Genomic DNA, 15,948 nt, shown 5'->3' with positions numbered 1-15,948 from the left:
GCAAACGCAGAACGCCGCCCCGAAGGGCGGCGTTCTTTCGTTGCGGCTTGTGCTCACGAGACTTTCTTGCCTCACTTTCCTGGCCTCGCGCTCACGACCTCACTTCAGGCTCACATCAGGCAGAAGCCGTCTGCAGCTCGCGGCGCTCATGACGCTGACCGAGCAGGAAGACGATCAAGCCCGCGATGGCCATCGCCACCCCGACCAGACCGATGGAGGAATGCGACGGGCCATAGGCGAAGGCCATGCCGCCACACCAGGCACCCAGCGCATTGGCGATGTTGAAGGCCGCATGATTGAGCGTCGCCGCCATGGTCTGGGCGTCTTCCGCCACATCCATCAGGCGCATCTGCAGCGCCGGTGCCAGACCGATACCCGTACCGACCAGCCCGACGAACAGGATACCGCTCCAGACACCATCGGCGGCGAAGTAGAAGCCACCCTGCACCAGCGCGCTCCAGATCAGCACGGCAGGAATGGTACGCATCAGGTCGATGTCCGCGGCACGACTACCGATCAGGTTGCCGATGATGGTGCCCACCCCGAAGACGGCCAGCACCATCGGCACCAGATTCTGGGACAGCCCGGCCTGGACATTGAGCGTCTCCACCGCATAGCTGTAGACACTGAACATGCCACCGAAACCGATGCAGGCGATGCCGAGGGTATAGAGCACCCGCGGCTTGATCAGGGCTGCCAGCTCGGTGAGCGGGGTCGCGTCCTGATTGCCGGCCTGATAGGGCACGAAGCCGCGCACCAGCAGCGCCGTGGCCAGCGCCAGCAGACCGACGACGAGGAAGGCGGAATGCCAGCCGAACAGGCTGCCGAACCAGGTCGCCGCTGGCGCCCCGATCAGAATCGCCACCGTCAGGCCCATCATCACGCGACCGACGGCCCGCCCGCGCTCGCCGGCGGGGGCAGCATCCGCCGCCACCAGGGCCGCGACGCCCAGATAGACACCATGCGGCAGGCCGGCGATGAAGCGCAGCGCGGCAAAGCTGGTCAGCGACGGTGTCAGCAGGCTGGCCACGTTGCTGACCGCGAACAGCAGCATCAGGCCGATCAGCAGCCCGCGACGCGGCAGGCGTGCGCCCAGCGCCGAGATCAGGGGGGCACCGACCACCACGCCCATCGCATAGGCACTGATGGCGTAGCCGACCTGCTGGGATGACACATTGAAATCCGCCGCGATGTTGGGCATCAGGCCCATGATCACGAATTCGGTAGTGCCGATGGCGAAGGCGCCGAGCGCCAGCGCCAGTTCGGCGATGCGCGGATGGCGCGCAACGGGGGAGGCAGACATGTCCGGGTCTCCTGAAACTTGAAAAGGGGATATCACCCGTGGCCGTACTCAGCCGTGGCACCGCTGTCAGGGGCAGGCCACGGCTGACATTGCCCGCGCATGGCTGGCGCTGCACAAGGCAAAAGACCGCGCGCCATTCATCATCAGCCGGAAGGCGGGAATGAATGGCGCGCGGGACAGGTAACGGGTGATGCGCTCGTGCGCGGCCTCTCTGGCGGAGGCCTGCGGCACGTCTGGCGCTGCTCTATCGATGTATACACGCGATTTACGTACGCGGCTTGCGAAGCAAAGTTCACGAACCTCGTCTAGCAAGGCGCGATGGGAATCACGGGAGTGCGCAAGCCCAAGCCTGAGTGACGAGGTGGCGACAAGCCGTGTCTCCCATCAAGGCACAAGCGGCGCGAGCACTGGCTGACGCGAGCGCTGGCCGACGCTTGAGTGACAACTGAAATATACAACTATTGTTGCAGATAACGCCCCGCCAACCCAGCCACCTCGCGACGACAACTGTGATGCCCGAGCTGCAACATTGCATCACGGGACTGTCATGCGCGTGTGCAGCCCAAGCGGGGTGGATTATGCGATAATGCCGCGATTCAGCGACAGCAAGCGGATCACTTCCATGTCTTCGACTTCTTCAGCATCTTCCTCGGCGGCCAGCAACGCACGTGGCACGCTCTACATCATTTCCGCGCCGTCCGGCGCCGGCAAGACCACCCTGGTCAAGGCACTGCTGGAGCGCATGGACGGTATCGGCGTGTCCGTCTCGCACACCACCCGCGCCCAGCGCCCGGGCGAGCAGGATGCCGTCAACTACCACTTCGTGGATGTCGATCACTTCAAGACCATGATCGAGCAGGGCGACTTCTTCGAGCACGCCCAGGTCTTCGACAACTTCTATGGCACCTCGCGCCCGGCGGTCGAAGCTCGCCTGAGCAAGGGCGAGGACGTCATCCTCGAGATCGATTGGCAAGGTGCCCAGCAAGTGCGCGCCCAGGTGCCGGAAGCCGTCTCCATCTTCATCCTGCCGCCGTCGCGTGAAGCGTTGCTCGAGCGTCTGTCCGGTCGCGGTACCGATGGCGAGGACGTGATCGCGCGTCGCATGCGCGATGCGGTCAGCGAGATGTCCCACTACGACGAATACGACCTGATCGTCATCAATGATGACTTCGAGCAGGCCCTCGACGAGCTGTGCGGACTCGTCAATGCCCAGCGTGCGCGTCTGCCGCGCGTGCAGCATCGCCACGCGGCACTGCTCGATTCCCTGCTGGCCGACTGATGACGGCGGCGGGAATCCGGCTGCTCACTCAGCCGCGCTGACCGGCCGTTCTGACAGCAGTTCGAACAGCCTGACAGTCGGGCAGGACTTGCCGGCTTTCGTCCTGATCATGCGCGCTGTGGTCGCGTACGCCGCCGACAGGCGCGCCGGGCGAAGGAGTTGATCGCGTCTGACTTGTCATGTCACGACGGCGTCGAGTAGACTCGATTCCCTTTCAGAATCATTGGCCGCTGAGCCGTCTCGCCCCTGGCGGGCCGGCTCAGCGGCATTGTGCTTGCGTCGTGTGCGAGATACTGTCAGATGATCAGGGTAAGTGGCCCCTAGCGGTCGCGGTACTCTGCGCTGATTACACGCCGACAGCGAACCCCGAATATCCCGCTATTGATAGGTGCACCGCCATGGCTCGCGTAACCGTAGAAGATTGCCTCGAGAACCTCGACAACCGCTTCCAGCTGGTGATGATCGCCACACGTCGTGCCCGTCAGCTGTCACGCGGCAGCCGCAACGCCCAACTGCCGTGGGAAAACGACAAGCCCACCGTCCTCGCCCTGCGCGAAGTGGCGGCGGGTCTGGTCGGTCGTGACATCCTGAACGAGCCGGTCGAAGCTCCGATCCAGCGCAAGCCGGTAATGCCGCAGATCGAAGACTGAGCCCACGCTCAACCTGCCGACTGCATGTGTGCTTCCGCACCTCTGCCACTCCCGTCCTCGCGGCCGGAGCACGGGGTGCGGGCCCGGAATCACTCTGAGCCAAGGCCGCTGAATGTTCACGATCGATGACCTGGCAGACCGCCTGGGCGGTTATCTTCCCGAGGAAGAGATCCGTCAGGTTAGGCGCGCCTTCTATTACGCCGAGCAGGCCCACGATGGCCAGCGCCGGCGTTCCGGTGAACCCTATGTGACCCACCCGCTAGCGGTGGCGAACATTCTCGCCAACATGCACATGGACCATCAGAGCCTGATGGCCGCCATGCTGCACGATGTCATCGAAGACACCAGCGTGACCTTCGAGGCACTGGCAGGCCAGTTCGGCGAACCCGTCGCCCTGCTGGTGGATGGCGTCTCGAAGCTGACCCAGATCACCTTCGAAGACAAGGCCGTCGCCCAGGCCGAGAACTTCCAGAAGATGGTGCTGGCGATGTCCCAGGACATCCGCGTCATCATCGTCAAGCTGGCCGACCGTCTGCACAACATGCGTACCCTCGGCGCCCTGCGCCCCGAGAAGAAGCGTCGCATCGCCCGTGAGACGCTCGAGATCTACGCCCGCGTCGCCAACCGTCTCGGTATCAACACCATTCGCGTCGAGCTGGAAGACCTCTCCTTCCAGGCGCTGCACCCGATGCGTTCCGAACGCATCAAGCGTGCCGTCACCGCCGCGCGTGGCAATCGCCGTACCCTGATGCGCGAGATCCAGGCCAGTCTGCAGAACGCGCTGGAGCGCGATCAGCTGCCCGGCTCGGTGATCGGTCGTCAGAAGCATCTGCTGTCCATCTATCGCAAGATGCGTGACCAGCAGAAGCCCTTCAATGAATTGATGGACGTGTTCGGCTTCCGCATCATCACCGATGACGTGGACAGCTGCTATCGCATCCTCGGCGTGGTGCACAATCTCTACAAGCCGGTGCCGGGTCGCTTCAAGGATTACATCGCGATCCCCAAGGCCAACGGCTACCAGAGTCTGCACACCACGCTGTTCGGCATGAATGGCATGCCCATCGAGGTACAGATCCGTACCCGCGAGATGGAAGCGATGGCCAACAACGGCATCGCGGCGCACTGGCTGTACAAGGCCGGCCAGACCGACCGCCCCATCGGCGCCGGCAGCCATGCGCGCGCCCGCGAATGGGTGCGGGGTCTGCTCGAGATGCAGCGCCATGCCGGCAACTCGCTCGAGTTCATCGAGCACGTCAAGAACGACCTCTTCCCCGACGATACCTACGTATTCACCCCCAAGGGCGACATCATGGAATTGCCGCGCGGCGCGACGGCGGTCGATTTTGCCTATGCGGTGCACACCGATGTCGGCAATAGCTGTATCGCCTGCCGCATCGATCGTCATCTGGCGCCGCTGTCCTCGCCGCTGGAGAGTGGCCAGACCGTCGAAGTCATCACCGCGCCGGGCGCCAAGCCCAATCTGGCGTGGCTCAACTTCGTCACCACGGCCAAGGCGCGCTCTGCCGTGCGTCATTACCTCAAGCATCAGCAGCGCAGCGAATCCGTAACCCTGGGTCAGCGCCTGCTCAACAAGGCACTCGCCGGGCTGGACGCTTCCCTCGAGCAACTGCCGCCCAGGCGTCTCGATACGCTGGCCGCGGAGCTGGAGCTGGAAGGTGGGCGTGATGATCTGCTCGAGTCCATCGGGCTCGGCACCCGCGCCGCCTACAGCGTGGCCCAGAGCCTTCTGAGCGACACGACCAGCGCCACGGCGCAGCAACCCAAGTTCTCGGCCAAGGACGGCAATGTCCAGGCGGAGAACAGCGGCAACAGCCCGATGCAGGTCAGCGGTGGCAACAGCATGGTCACCAGCTACGCGCGCTGCTGTCACCCGCTGCCCGGCGAGCCGATCATGGGCCATCTGTCGGCCGGCAAGGGACTGGTGGTCCATCGTCAGGAATGCAGCAACATCACCGAACTGGCCAGCGACCCGGAACGCGTCTTCCCGCTGACCTGGGCCGATCAGGTCGAAGGCGACTTCACGGTGGCGCTGCGTATCGAGGCACAGACCCAGCGCGGCCTGATCGCCGAGCTGGCAGAGCTGGTCACCGATGCCGAAGCCAATATCGAGCGCATCGGTATCGAGGAACGCGACGCCCATCTGGCCATCGTCAATCTGACGCTGGCCGTGCGTGACCGCATTCATCTGGCGCGCATCATCAAGCGCATGCGCAACCTGTTGCACGTGGAGCGAATCACCCGCGTCCTCAGCTGATCTACCGTACTGGCCGCGTCGTCCGCCACTGGCGGGCGGCGCGGTTTTTGTTTTCAAGGCTGCCGCAGAGTAGCCATCGGGCACGTTCTTCTTGAACACCCGTGTCGCGGCCAAGGCCATGCACGTCAACTCGACGGTACGTCAGCTCGACGGCAGTGCATGACCTTGGCCGTGACCGAACTCGCTGTGGACGGCGAGCCCCTATAACCACAATCGTAATCCGCTGCTGAAAGCCGCCACCGCACAACACTCGCAACCGGCAAGGCGTGAACGCAGTCACAAGGAGCATGTCATGAGCAATCGCGCGATCATCAACACCGACAAGGCCCCTGCTGCCATCGGTCCGTATTCCCAGGCGGTCAAGGCGGGCAACACCGTCTATCTGTCCGGCCAGATTCCGCTGGACCCGCAGACGATGGAAGTCGTCGAAGGCGGTATCGAGGCGCAGGCGCGTCAGGTCTTCACCAACCTGAATGCCGTGTGCGAAGAAGCCGCCGGCAACCTGGGAGACATCGTCAAGCTCAACCTCTACCTGACCGATCTGAACGACTTCGCGCGCGTCAACGCGGTGATGGAAGAGTTCTTCACCGCGCCCTTCCCGGCGCGCGCCGCGGTCGGCGTCAAGGCGCTGCCCAAGGGCGTGGCCTTCGAAGCCGAAGGCGTGATGGTCATCGGTGACTGAACACCCGCTCACTGACGATGGCAGGTCACCCGCAAGGAGTGCCTGACGCAGAGACGACAGTGCCCGCCCCGGGATTCCGGGGCGGGCACTGTCAGTTATCGGTCAATGCTTGATCAACCTTCAACTTATCCACATCCGGTCGGACGAGTCGACGCGCAACCGCATGTGGACAAGTGAAAGATCAGCGGCCCGACAATTCGCTCTTCGGCACCGTCACGCCGTGCTCCTTGAGCACCTCGGCATAGCCTTCGCGGAAGGTCGGATAACGGAAGGTGTAGCCACTCTCGAGCAACAGGGCATTGCCGCAGCGCTTGCTGGAACGCCGCCGCAGCGGTGACTGGATCACCTCGGTGGACTCGACCTTGAGCTGACGCGCCAACCAGGCCATCACTTCGTGCAGCGGTGCGCCATCACAGTCGGTGGCCAGATAGATCGGCTCGACCGGCTTGCCCTCGAGGCTCAGCGCGATCAGGTGCGCCAGCACGCCCGCGCAGTCGTCACGGTGGATGCGGTTGGAATAAAGTGGCGGGTTGCTGGCGGCGATGCGACCATCACGCGCCTGGCGGATCAGCATGTCGCGGCCCGGCCCGTAGATGCCGGAGAAGCGCACCACGGTGCCGTCGAGCGAGGAATCGAGCAGTGCCTGCTCGCCTTCGCGCATCAACTGGCCCGAGAAGCTGGTGGCATCGGTGGGCGACTGCTCGTCGACCTCCTCGCCATCCTTCTGGGCGTAGACGGAGGTCGAGGACACGAACAGCACGCGGGTCGGCGGTTTGGCGCGCGACTCGAGCTCCGTCACCAGCGCCCGAATGCCGTCGACGTAAGCGGCGCGATAGGCTTCTTCGTCGAAGCGGTCGGCGCTCAGCACATGTACCACCGTGTCGGCATCTGGCAAGCTGGCCAGTGCACCTTCGGCAGTGATGTCCAACGCCAGCGTCCCGATATCGAGATCCGCCAATGCGGACACATCACGCCTGACACCGATGACGTGCTGACCGGCCTTGAGCAGTTCGCGCGCCAGCGCACTGCCAACGTCGCCACAACCGAGGATGAGACTCGTCTTCTTCACCTTTGCCGTGCTCCTTGGTAAAACGAATCGGTACCCACCGCATCCCAGGATGCCAGTTCCGGGCAGGAATCATGACTCTAACAGAACTCCGCTATATCGTAACCTTGGCCCAGGAGCGTCATTTCGGACGCGCCGCAGAGCGCTGCTTCGTCTCGCAGCCCACCCTGTCGGTGGCCGTCAAGAAGCTTGAGGAAGAGCTGGGAGTCGCACTGTTCGAGCGTTCCAAGTCCACCGTACAGGTCACACCGCTCGGCGAGAAGATCGTTCAGCAGGCCCAGCGCGTGCTGGAGCAGTCCAGCGTGATCAAGGAACTGGCCAATTCCGGCAAGGACCAGCTCTCAAGCCCCCTGCGCATCGGCGCCATCTATACCATCGGCCCTTACCTTTTCCCGCACCTGGTGCCGGAACTGACGCGGCGTGCGCCGAAGATGCCGCTCTACATCGAGGAAGGCATGACCGGCGACCTGCGGCGCAAGCTGCGCAATGGCGAGCTGGACGTGATCATCGTCGCGCTGCCGTTCACCGAGACCGACGTGCTGACCAAGGCGCTCTACGAGGAACCCTTCGAAATCCTGCTGCCGGCCGGCCACTCCCTGCTCGGGCAGGACAGCATCGCCAAGGAGCAGCTGATCAACGAGCGACTGCTGATGCTCGGCGAGGGCCACTGCTTCCGTGATCAGATTCTCGAGGCCTGCCCGGCCATCGGCAATCAGATCAACAACCCCGAGAATACACTGATCGCCGAAGGCGGCTCGCTGGAAACCATCCGCCACATGGTCGCCTCCGGCCTCGGCATCACCGTGCTGCCCTACTCGGCCACCGGTACCGGTCACTACGAGAGCGGCGTGCTCGAGACGCGGCCCTTCAAGGACCCGGCTCCAAGCCGCAGCGTGGCGCTGGCATGGCGTGCCAGCTTCCCGCGCCCCAAGGCCATCGACGTGATCAGCCAGGCGATCGCCGAGTGCTCCAATCGTGCCCGCCAGAGCAATGAGAACGGCATGCAGGGCTCCGCTTCCCAGAGCCACGAACCGGCATGAGCAGGGCGGGCACGGACGCCTCATCTGCCGGGCCCGCCAGCGCTGGTGTCTTTGCCACCGGCGCGCTGGCCCGACCGCTGGACAGCCTGAGCGGCGTCGGCCCCGCGCTGAGCGAGAAGCTGTCGCGCCTCGGGCTGGAACGCGTCGCAGACCTGCTGTTCCATCTACCGCTGCGCTATCAGGACCGCACTCGCGTCACGCCCATCGGCACGCTCAAGAGTGGCATGGAGGCAGTGGTGGAAGGCGAGGTGACAGCCTGCGACATCGTCAAGGGTCGCCGCCGCAGCCTGCTGGTGCGTCTGCGCGATGGCAGCGGCATTCTCAGTCTGCGCTTCTTCCACTTCTCCCCAGCCCAGCAGCAGCAATTCCAGCGTGGCCATAGCGTGCGCTGCTTCGGCGAGGCACGCGCCGGAGCCACCGGTCTCGAGATCTACCATCCGGAATACCGCCTGCTTGGCCAGGGCGCCGCACCGGTGGAAGACCACCTCACACCCATCTATCCGGCCACCGAAGGCCTCAACCAGGCACGCCTGCGCGCCCTGATCGCCCAGGCGCTCAAGCAGCTCGAGGAGACGCCCCACGAGCTGCCGGACCTGATCCCCGAAGCGCTGCGCACGCGCTTTCGCCTGCCCGGCGTGATCGAGTGTCTGCGCTTTCTTCACGAGCCGCCGCCGGACGCCCCCGTCGACCAGATGAGTGACGGCGTGCACCCCAGTCAGCGCCGCCTCGCCCAGGAAGAATTGCTCGCCCACCAGCTGAGCCTGCGTCAGGTGCGCGCGCGTATCCAGCAGGATGGCGCGCCCTCGCTGAGCGCCAGTGGCGGCCTGAGCACGCGCTTTCTGGCCCAGCTGCCCTTCTCGCTGACCGGTGCCCAGCGCCGCGTGCTGGATGACGTGCGCCGTGATCTCGTGCGCGAGGTCCCGATGCTGCGCCTGGTACAGGGCGACGTGGGCTCGGGCAAGACGGTGGTGGCAGCCATGGCGGCGCTGATCGCCATCGGCGGCGGCTGTCAGGCGGCCTTGATGGCACCCACCGAGATCCTCGCCGAGCAGCACTACCGCAACTTTCGCGAATGGCTGGAGCCATTGGGCATCGAGGTGGCGTGGCTGGCCGGCAAGCTCAAGGGCAAGGCGCGGCTGGATGCCAAGGCCGCCATCGCCGATGGCCGGGCGCGCATGGTGGTCGGCACGCATGCGCTGTTTCAGGCCGATGTGACCTTCCAGCGCCTGGGGCTGGCGATCGTCGATGAGCAGCACCGCTTCGGCGTGCATCAGCGCCTCGCGTTGCGGGCAAAGGGGGAAGCCGGTGGTCTGACACCGCACCAGCTGATCATGACCGCGACGCCGATTCCGCGCACCCTGGCGATGAGCGCCTACGCCGACCTCGACCTGTCGGTGATCGATGAGCTGCCGCCGGGGCGCACCCCGGTGCAGACCGTCGCGGTGGCCGACCCGCGGCGTCCCGAGGTGGTCGAGCGCATCCGCGCCGCCTGCTTCGAGGGCCGTCAGGCCTATTGGGTGTGTACACTGATCGAGGAATCCGAGGTGATGACCTGTCAGGCCGCCGAGGTGACGCGTGACGAGCTGACCGAGGCGCTGCCGGAGCTGTCCATCGGCCTGGTCCATGGCCGCATGAAGGCGGCCGAGAAGGCCGAGGTGATGGCGGCGTTCAAGGATGGCGAGCATGACCTGCTGGTGGCGACCACGGTGATCGAAGTCGGGGTCGATGTGCCGAATGCCAGCCTGATGGTGATCGACAATCCCGAGCGTCTCGGCCTGTCGCAGCTGCACCAGCTGCGTGGCCGAGTCGGGCGTGGCAGCACCGAGAGCTTCTGTGTGCTGCTCTATCATCCGCCGCTGTCGCAGCACTCCAAGCAGCGCCTGGCAGTGATGCGCGAGACCACGGATGGCTTCAAGATCGCCGAGAAGGACCTGGAATTACGCGGACCCGGCGAAGTGCTGGGCACGCGCCAGACGGGGCTGGCGGGAATGAAGATCGCCGATCTAGAGCGTGACAGTGACCTGATCGCTCCGACCACGACCCTGGCCGATGCCATCCTCAGCGAGGCCCCGCAGGCCGCGGAGCCCTTGATTCGCCGCTGGCTGGGCGAGGCGGCCGGGCAATACGGCGCCGTCTGAGCGCCATCTCCCTCCCGCCACGCGTCAGCGACTCAGCTGGCGCGGCTGGCCTTGATCAACTGAGTGCCGGCGCTTTCCAGCGGCTGCAACAGCCGCAGCACCAGAATCAGCTGCGACAGCGCCAGGCGTCCGGTGGTGGATTCGACCTGCTCGACCTCGGCTTCCAGCGCCGCTATCTCGTCTTCGCTGTCCAGCGTGACGGCGATCTCGCCGCCCGCCTCCAATTGCTCCCCCAACGCCGTCAGCTGCTGACTCAGGCGCTCGCCATGGCGCAGCAGCGTCTCGATGCCGCTGCTGGCCGAGGCGGTCGATTCCAGTTCGCCACGATGCGCTGCCAATGCCGAGAGATAGCCGAGCACGGTGTGCGCGTGGAGCAGGAAGCCGAAGCCCGGCTCGACATCGCGCCGGAAGTGGCCGGGCTCCTTGCGGGCCGTGGCCAGCAGATTGGAGAAGGCCGCATCGGCGTTATGGGCATTGCGGCGTGCCAGACGGTAGGCCAGATCATCGCGCTTGCCGTGACGGTACTGGGACAGCACCTCGCCCAGATAGCGGCCGCTGGTCTTGAGGCTGACGCCGGCCTGTCGGTAGAGCTTGCGGCCCTGCCAGTCCGGCAGGATCAACACCACCGACAGCCCGGCCAGCAGGCCACCGACCAGCGTATCGAACAGGCGCGGCCAGATGAGATCGAAACCATCGCCGACCTGGTTGAAGCACGCCAGCACCATCAGCGTGATGGCGGCGGTGGCCAGGGTGTAGCGCGAGCCACGGGTGGCGAAGAACAGCACCCCCGCCACCACAGCGATACCGGCCTGGATCGTGGGCGCCGGGAAGAGGCTGATCAGCGCCCAGCCGGCGACCAGACCGATCAGCGTGCCCAGAATCCGCTGCGCCAGCGTGCGGCGCGTATCGCCGTAGCTGGGACGGCACACGAACAGCCCGGTCAGCAGAATCCAGTAACCCTGGGTCGGGTGTACCGCCAGCAGCACGCCATAGCCGGCCACCAGCGTCGCGGTCAGGCGCAGCGCATGGCGAAAGATCGGCGAACGCGGCGTCAGGTGGCTGCGGATACGCTCGAACATGTCGCGCGTGCCGTGGGGCGAGCGGTCCAGCAGGCTGTTGTCGCTTTCATTGCTGACGGCTTCGAGATCATTCAGGCGCGCGATCTGGCCTTCGATCAGGCGCAGGTTGCTGGCGAGAGCTTCCAGCGCCTGCATCAGATGATGCCACTCGGGCCGCTGCTGTTGCTTGAGATAGACGAGCGAGGCGTTGAGGTCTTCCAGCGCCTGCTGGCTGTCACTGGCATCGAAGGGCTGGCGCATCAACAGCGCCTTGCCGAGCCCGCGACAGGCGCGCCCCTGCTGCTCCAGCAGGCGCTGACAGCGAAACAGGATGTCGTGATGGAAGAAGGCGTCGGTGAGCTGGCCGTAGGGATAATGGCTGGAGCTGGCGCGCTCGTGGAGGTCCTGGGCGATGAAGTAGAGGCGCAGGTAGCGGTCGAGCTTGGTGGTATCGCGCCGTCCGGCGAGGCGCCGAAAGACCATCTCCTTGGTCTGGTTGAGCGCCACCACCACGCGGCCGTTCTGCTCGGCCAGCGCCAGACGGCGGGCAGACTGGTCGACATTGCGCAGCGGCTCGAACAGCTGCGCCTTGAGAATCAGGTAGCGCCCCAGCTCACGGTAGAGCGTCGCCATGCTGTGCTTGAGCGGCTGGCGCGAGAACAGCGCACACCACACGACCGAGAGCAGGCCATACCAGGACGCCCCCACCACCAGCAGCAACGGCTGGACCAGATTGATGCCCAGCCCCGGCTCCCGCAGCCATTCGGGCAGGCTGCGCTCCAGCACCGCGATCTGCCCATCTCCATGCTGCTGCTCGAGGCTGATCATGGTGTAGACGGCCAGAATCAACGAGGCGCGCGCGATGGCGCCGTAGCGGGCATCGATGGCGCCCAGCATCGGCATCGCGAAGGTGGCCAGCGCCAGCCCGATCACGAAGGGCAGCGGCATGCCGAACAACAGCTCCACCGAGACGGCAGCGATGCTGAAGCAGGCCAGCGTCATGCCCAGCGCGCGCAGTCGGCCGCGCCAGTGATCATCGGTTTCTGCCAGCCCCGAGGCGATCACGCCCAGAAACAGCGGAATCACCACTGCCATCTCGTCAAGCCAGAACCCCACCGCCATCACGCCACCCAGCGCGATCAACATGCGCAGCGAATAGCTGAAGGCATCCAGCGTCCACAGACGACGCAGGGAGTGCATGAGGGAGTCCAGGAGAGAGCGTGTCATGAAGTGTTCCGTGACCAGGGCGCCGTGCAGCGCATTAGACTTTAGATTTATATCGCTAGCATAACACCCCGTTCTGCCGTGTCCGAGAGCCATGGTGCATGCAAGCGTTGGCGGGCGCGTCGAATGTCGAATCGCCGCGACGTGCCACTCTGAAGACTCCTGACCTCATTGGCTTTCATGGAGAATACCGATGCATCCTCTTATCGAACGCGTCACTGGCTCCCTCGGGCTGTCACCGGAAATCGCCGAGCAGGCGGTCGGCATGGTTCTCAAGTTCGTGCGTGAGCAGGGGCCGGATGGCCCGGCCGCCTCACTGCTGGGCGCCATTCCGGGGGCCGAAGGCCTGATCGGCAGCGCAAGCGAGGAAGCCGCCGAGTCAGGTGGCGGTGGCCTCATGGGCGGCCTGATGGGCGCCGTCAGCGCCTTCACCGGCGGCAGCGGTGGCGGTGCGCTGGAACTGGGCCAGAAGCTGATGGGGCTGGACCTCGACATGAACCAGGCGCGTGGCGTGGCCGACGAGACGCTCAACTATGCCCGCGAGGAAGCCGGCGATGGCGTGGTCGACCAGGTACTTGAAGGCATTCCCGGTCTCAAGCAGTTGCTCGGTTGAGGGAAAGCCGAGAGAGGCGGAGAGACGGAGAGCGCCTGAAGGTGTGAAACGCCCTGCTGAGTGGATCAGCAGGGCGTTCTTGTTGCCATGCTCAGCAACAAGAGCGGCAACAAGGTCGGCAACGGCGGGACTGCCGGGTTATTCAGCGAATGCGCTTGAGCAATGACTGCAGACGGTTGAGCTGGGCCGAATCGCCGACCAGGCGTACGCGCTGGTCCATCAGGCCTTGCAGAAAGGCGCGCGGCGAAGGCTTGAGCAGGAAGGCCACCGCACTGTCGGCATCGGCGAAGCGCAGTTCAAGCTCGGTATCCACCGGCAGGCCATTGTCGCTGGTGACCCCTGCGCGAGACATGCGGTAGTGGCGCGCGATGCGCATGTCTTCGGTCGCGACTCCCCAGTCCAGCGGGCGCTTTTCCAGCTCGGCACGAAATTCGGGGTCGCGCTTGAAGGCGCGCTTGAGCAGCAGCCCCAGCACCCACAGCAATATCTTGAGCTTCATGGTGTCAGTCCTTGAATCGCGAAGCGGCGTTCACGCAGGCCATATGAAAATGCCACCGGCCCCGCAGGGCGGAACCGGTGGCATCAGCACGACAGCCGACATGGCCTTGGATGACGACGATTGAAGGCCATGACGACAGCTACCCGGAATCGTGCGCTGAAGCACGAAACGGGATTACTTGGTCACGGCGTCCTTCAACGACTTGCCGGGTTTGAAGGCAACGGTCTTGCTGGCCGGGATGGTCAGCGGCTTGCCTGTCTGGGGGTTCTTGCCGGTACGCGCCGCACGCTGGCGCACGGTGAATGACCCGAAACCGATCAGTGAGACGTCATTGCCTTTGGCCACGGTATGAGTGATCTCGTCGAGAATCACGTTCAGTACCTGACTGGCCTTGTCCTTGGATAGATCCGCACGCTCGGCGATGGCCGCAGCGAGTTCTGGCTTGCGCATGAAAAGCCCTCCTGATTTGGCATTCTGCACGGGCGGCCAAGCCGCCGTTTCCATTGTTGTTCTTGCACTTGCTAACGGTGGCGTATGGCGGCGACGCAATCCGCTTCCGGCAAGCTTAGCCGTATCAAACCTGTCGATGGCAGCAATCTGTCAGACCACGCCCGCCGGGCAGCATGTCTGACGGAGCATTCACTATCGTGCCTGACCGCGCTGGCAGCAAGGGATTTACGACCATCGATCATGGCATCGCCTAGCCTAGCAACGGCGGCGCCTGCCGCGCTAGCTCGACTTTCCTGCGAACGGCGGCGCCTGTCAACGCATATCCAATCAAGCGTTCGTTCATATCCAGTGCACGCGCTTCGAGATCATCGCCTTCACCGGTGATTTGCCAGCGCGCCACGGCCGAACGCGGCGGATAGGCCACCACCGGCAAGGCCGGTGTCTTGACCAGCACCGGCCACGCCTTCCAGTCGAGCACGCTCGGCTCGCCACACAGGTTGGCCGCCAGGGTGCGCGCGGCCATCTGCAGCGGCTGGACATACATGGCATTGACGCCCTCGACACTGGCGCAATCGCCAAGCGCCCAGATATGCGGCTGTGAGGTGGCCAGGTGGCGGTCGACACGGATGCCATCGCCGCCGGCACTCAGACCCGCGGCCTGCGCCAGACGAATGCGCGGCGCCAGGCCGGTCGCCAGCAGAACCACGGAGCCCGTCAGGCGACGACCGCTCTGCAGGCGCACCTCGACCGGCGCGGCCTGGCGCTCGGCCTCCTCGCCTGAGCTGGCGGCGATGGTCTCGACCATCTCGCCCTGGCGACGCGTCACACCGAGCCCATCCAGCGCCGCGCCCAGACGCTGCCCCAGTGCTTGCGGCAGCAATCCATCCAGCGGAGTTTCCTCCGGCGCGACCAAGGTGACGCAGTGGCCGGCGGCCGTCAGATCATTGGCGTATTCACAGCCGACCAATCCGGCACCGACAATCACCACATGCCCGTCTTCTCCGCGCTCGCGGGCCTTCGCCAGCGTCGCGCAGAAGGCCGCATAGTCGTCGAGGTCATTGATGCTCTGCACGCGTGAGGCCACTTCCGCGGCGACGGGGAAGGGGCGACGCGGCGCCGCGCCGAGTGCCAGCACCAGCTCGTCATAGGCCAAACACTCCTCGCCCAGCCAGAGCCGGCGGGCATCACCGTCGATGGCAGTGACGCGTTGATGGGTACGCAGCTCGGCATTCAGCTCGTCTGCCAGCGCCACCGGCGCCTGACGCGACAGGTCGGTGGCCGACATCTTCTTGGCGAAGGCGGTGGACAGCATCGGCTTGGCGTAATCGTGGCCGCTGTCCTGGCTGATGAGGATCAGCCGGCTGTCCTTGTCACGCGCACGCAGCGCGCGCGCCAGACCAATGCCCGCCATGCCGGTACCAATGATGACAAGGGTGCGAGGGTCGCGCATGGCACCATCTCCTGAGATCGATCCGAGGGAAGCGCTGATGAAGGAGCGCCAGCAGCGTCCGTCATGAACGCCGATGAATGCGCCCAGCATACCAGCCCGTCAGCAGTGCAGGCATGCCTGAGCGGGAGGCCTTGCCGCCCGGCCATGCTAGACTCGCCATTTCGTCATCCTGACAGGGAATTCACCGTGGTCCGATGCCCAGCAGGCGAGCCTCACCG

Annotated in this window: 13 protein-coding genes; 7 read left to right on the top strand and 6 right to left on the bottom strand. The window is 65.0% G+C overall.

The genetic code is table 11. The annotated features are described in order from the left end of the window. Window positions 1-115 precede the first annotated feature (115 nt). Window positions 116-1,303, bottom strand: a complete 1,188-nt coding sequence (locus tag NH396_RS10865; RefSeq protein ID WP_176678534.1) for an MFS transporter — start codon at window positions 1,301-1,303, stop codon at window positions 116-118. Window positions 1,304-1,925: 622 nt separating this feature from the next. Between NH396_RS10865 and gmk the strand changes: the two genes are divergently transcribed. The 4 genes from gmk (at window position 1,926) to NH396_RS10845 (ending at window position 6,192) form a co-directional block, all read left to right on the top strand. Then, on the top strand, window positions 1,926-2,582 hold the full coding sequence (gene gmk, locus NH396_RS10860; RefSeq protein WP_176678535.1) for a guanylate kinase: 657 nt from the start codon (window positions 1,926-1,928) through the stop codon (window positions 2,580-2,582). A 398-nt stretch (window positions 2,583-2,980) separates the two neighbouring features. Further along, window positions 2,981-3,232, top strand: a complete 252-nt coding sequence (rpoZ, locus tag NH396_RS10855) for a DNA-directed RNA polymerase subunit omega (RefSeq protein ID WP_176678536.1) — start codon at window positions 2,981-2,983, stop codon at window positions 3,230-3,232. A gap of 112 nt (window positions 3,233-3,344) precedes the next feature. Next, window positions 3,345-5,510 carry a bifunctional (p)ppGpp synthetase/guanosine-3',5'-bis(diphosphate) 3'-pyrophosphohydrolase gene (locus NH396_RS10850; protein WP_175088877.1) on the top strand — a complete coding sequence of 722 codons (2,166 nt, stop codon included), beginning with the start codon at window positions 3,345-3,347 and terminating at the stop codon, window positions 5,508-5,510. 292 nt (window positions 5,511-5,802) lie between these two features. Beyond that, window positions 5,803-6,192 carry a Rid family detoxifying hydrolase gene (locus NH396_RS10845; RefSeq protein ID WP_176678537.1) on the top strand — a complete coding sequence of 130 codons (390 nt, stop codon included), beginning with the start codon at window positions 5,803-5,805 and terminating at the stop codon, window positions 6,190-6,192. Window positions 6,193-6,373: 181 nt separating this feature from the next. Here the strand turns inward: NH396_RS10845 and NH396_RS10840 are convergent, their stop codons facing one another. Next, on the bottom strand, window positions 6,374-7,261 hold the full coding sequence (locus NH396_RS10840) for an NAD-dependent epimerase/dehydratase family protein (RefSeq protein WP_176678538.1): 888 nt from the start codon (window positions 7,259-7,261) through the stop codon (window positions 6,374-6,376). Window positions 7,262-7,332: 71 nt separating this feature from the next. On the opposite strand from NH396_RS10840, the gene NH396_RS10835 reads away from it, so the two are divergent. After that, the gene (locus NH396_RS10835) at window positions 7,333-8,298 is read left to right on the top strand and encodes a hydrogen peroxide-inducible genes activator (protein ID WP_253063573.1); all 966 of its coding nucleotides are present in this window, start codon (window positions 7,333-7,335) and stop codon (window positions 8,296-8,298) included. Further along, window positions 8,295-10,436: an ATP-dependent DNA helicase RecG gene (recG, locus tag NH396_RS10830; protein WP_176678540.1), complete on the top strand. Its 2,142-nt coding sequence runs from the start codon at window positions 8,295-8,297 to the stop codon at window positions 10,434-10,436. The genes NH396_RS10835 and recG overlap by 4 nt, the downstream gene beginning before the upstream one ends. A gap of 32 nt (window positions 10,437-10,468) precedes the next feature. Here recG and yccS read toward each other — a convergent pair whose 3' ends face one another. Further along, complete coding sequence (gene yccS / locus NH396_RS10825; protein ID WP_043331749.1) at window positions 10,469-12,721, bottom strand: YccS family putative transporter; 2,253 nt, start codon at window positions 12,719-12,721, stop codon at window positions 10,469-10,471. A gap of 190 nt (window positions 12,722-12,911) precedes the next feature. Between yccS and NH396_RS10820 the strand changes: the two genes are divergently transcribed. Further along, window positions 12,912-13,331, top strand: a complete 420-nt coding sequence (locus tag NH396_RS10820; RefSeq protein WP_176678541.1) for a DUF2780 domain-containing protein — start codon at window positions 12,912-12,914, stop codon at window positions 13,329-13,331. 142 nt (window positions 13,332-13,473) lie between these two features. On the opposite strand, the gene NH396_RS10815 is transcribed toward NH396_RS10820, so the two are convergent. The 3 genes from NH396_RS10815 to NH396_RS10805 form a co-directional block, all read right to left on the bottom strand. Next, the gene (locus NH396_RS10815) at window positions 13,474-13,830 is read right to left on the bottom strand and encodes a hypothetical protein (RefSeq protein WP_176678542.1); all 357 of its coding nucleotides are present in this window, start codon (window positions 13,828-13,830) and stop codon (window positions 13,474-13,476) included. Window positions 13,831-14,004: 174 nt separating this feature from the next. After that, window positions 14,005-14,280, bottom strand: coding sequence for an HU family DNA-binding protein (locus tag NH396_RS10810; protein ID WP_024952843.1), 276 nt, complete (start codon window positions 14,278-14,280; stop codon window positions 14,005-14,007). A 250-nt stretch (window positions 14,281-14,530) separates the two neighbouring features. Then, window positions 14,531-15,730 (bottom strand): FAD-dependent oxidoreductase, encoded by a 1,200-nt coding sequence (locus tag NH396_RS10805; RefSeq protein WP_176678543.1) that lies wholly within the window; start codon window positions 15,728-15,730, stop codon window positions 14,531-14,533. Between the last annotated feature and the right edge of the window lie 218 nt (window positions 15,731-15,948).

It is taken from the genome of Cobetia sp. Dlab-2-AX, from assembly GCF_024124625.1.
Classification (GTDB): Bacteria; Pseudomonadota; Gammaproteobacteria; order Pseudomonadales; family Halomonadaceae; genus Cobetia.
Note: the sequence above shows the minus strand (reverse complement) of the source record. Positions and strands in the feature narration are given on the sequence as shown.

Excerpts from the sequence above, each read along its gene's own strand:
- NH396_RS10865 (WP_176678534.1), bottom strand. The coding sequence starts at position 1,303 with ATGTCTGCCTCCCCCGTTGCGCGCCATCCGCGCATCGCCGAACTGGCG.
- gmk (WP_176678535.1), top strand. The coding sequence starts at position 1,926 with ATGTCTTCGACTTCTTCAGCATCTTCCTCGGCGGCCAGCAACGCACGT.
- rpoZ (WP_176678536.1), top strand. The coding sequence starts at position 2,981 with ATGGCTCGCGTAACCGTAGAAGATTGCCTCGAGAACCTCGACAACCGC.
- NH396_RS10850 (WP_175088877.1), top strand. The coding sequence starts at position 3,345 with ATGTTCACGATCGATGACCTGGCAGACCGCCTGGGCGGTTATCTTCCC.
- NH396_RS10845 (WP_176678537.1), top strand. The coding sequence starts at position 5,803 with ATGAGCAATCGCGCGATCATCAACACCGACAAGGCCCCTGCTGCCATC.
- NH396_RS10835 (WP_253063573.1), top strand. The coding sequence starts at position 7,333 with ATGACTCTAACAGAACTCCGCTATATCGTAACCTTGGCCCAGGAGCGT.
- recG (WP_176678540.1), top strand. The coding sequence starts at position 8,295 with ATGAGCAGGGCGGGCACGGACGCCTCATCTGCCGGGCCCGCCAGCGCT.
- yccS (WP_043331749.1), bottom strand. The coding sequence starts at position 12,721 with ATGACACGCTCTCTCCTGGACTCCCTCATGCACTCCCTGCGTCGTCTG.
- NH396_RS10820 (WP_176678541.1), top strand. The coding sequence starts at position 12,912 with ATGCATCCTCTTATCGAACGCGTCACTGGCTCCCTCGGGCTGTCACCG.
- NH396_RS10815 (WP_176678542.1), bottom strand. The coding sequence starts at position 13,830 with ATGAAGCTCAAGATATTGCTGTGGGTGCTGGGGCTGCTGCTCAAGCGC.
- NH396_RS10810 (WP_024952843.1), bottom strand. The coding sequence starts at position 14,280 with ATGCGCAAGCCAGAACTCGCTGCGGCCATCGCCGAGCGTGCGGATCTA.
- NH396_RS10805 (WP_176678543.1), bottom strand. The coding sequence starts at position 15,730 with ATGCGCGACCCTCGCACCCTTGTCATCATTGGTACCGGCATGGCGGGC.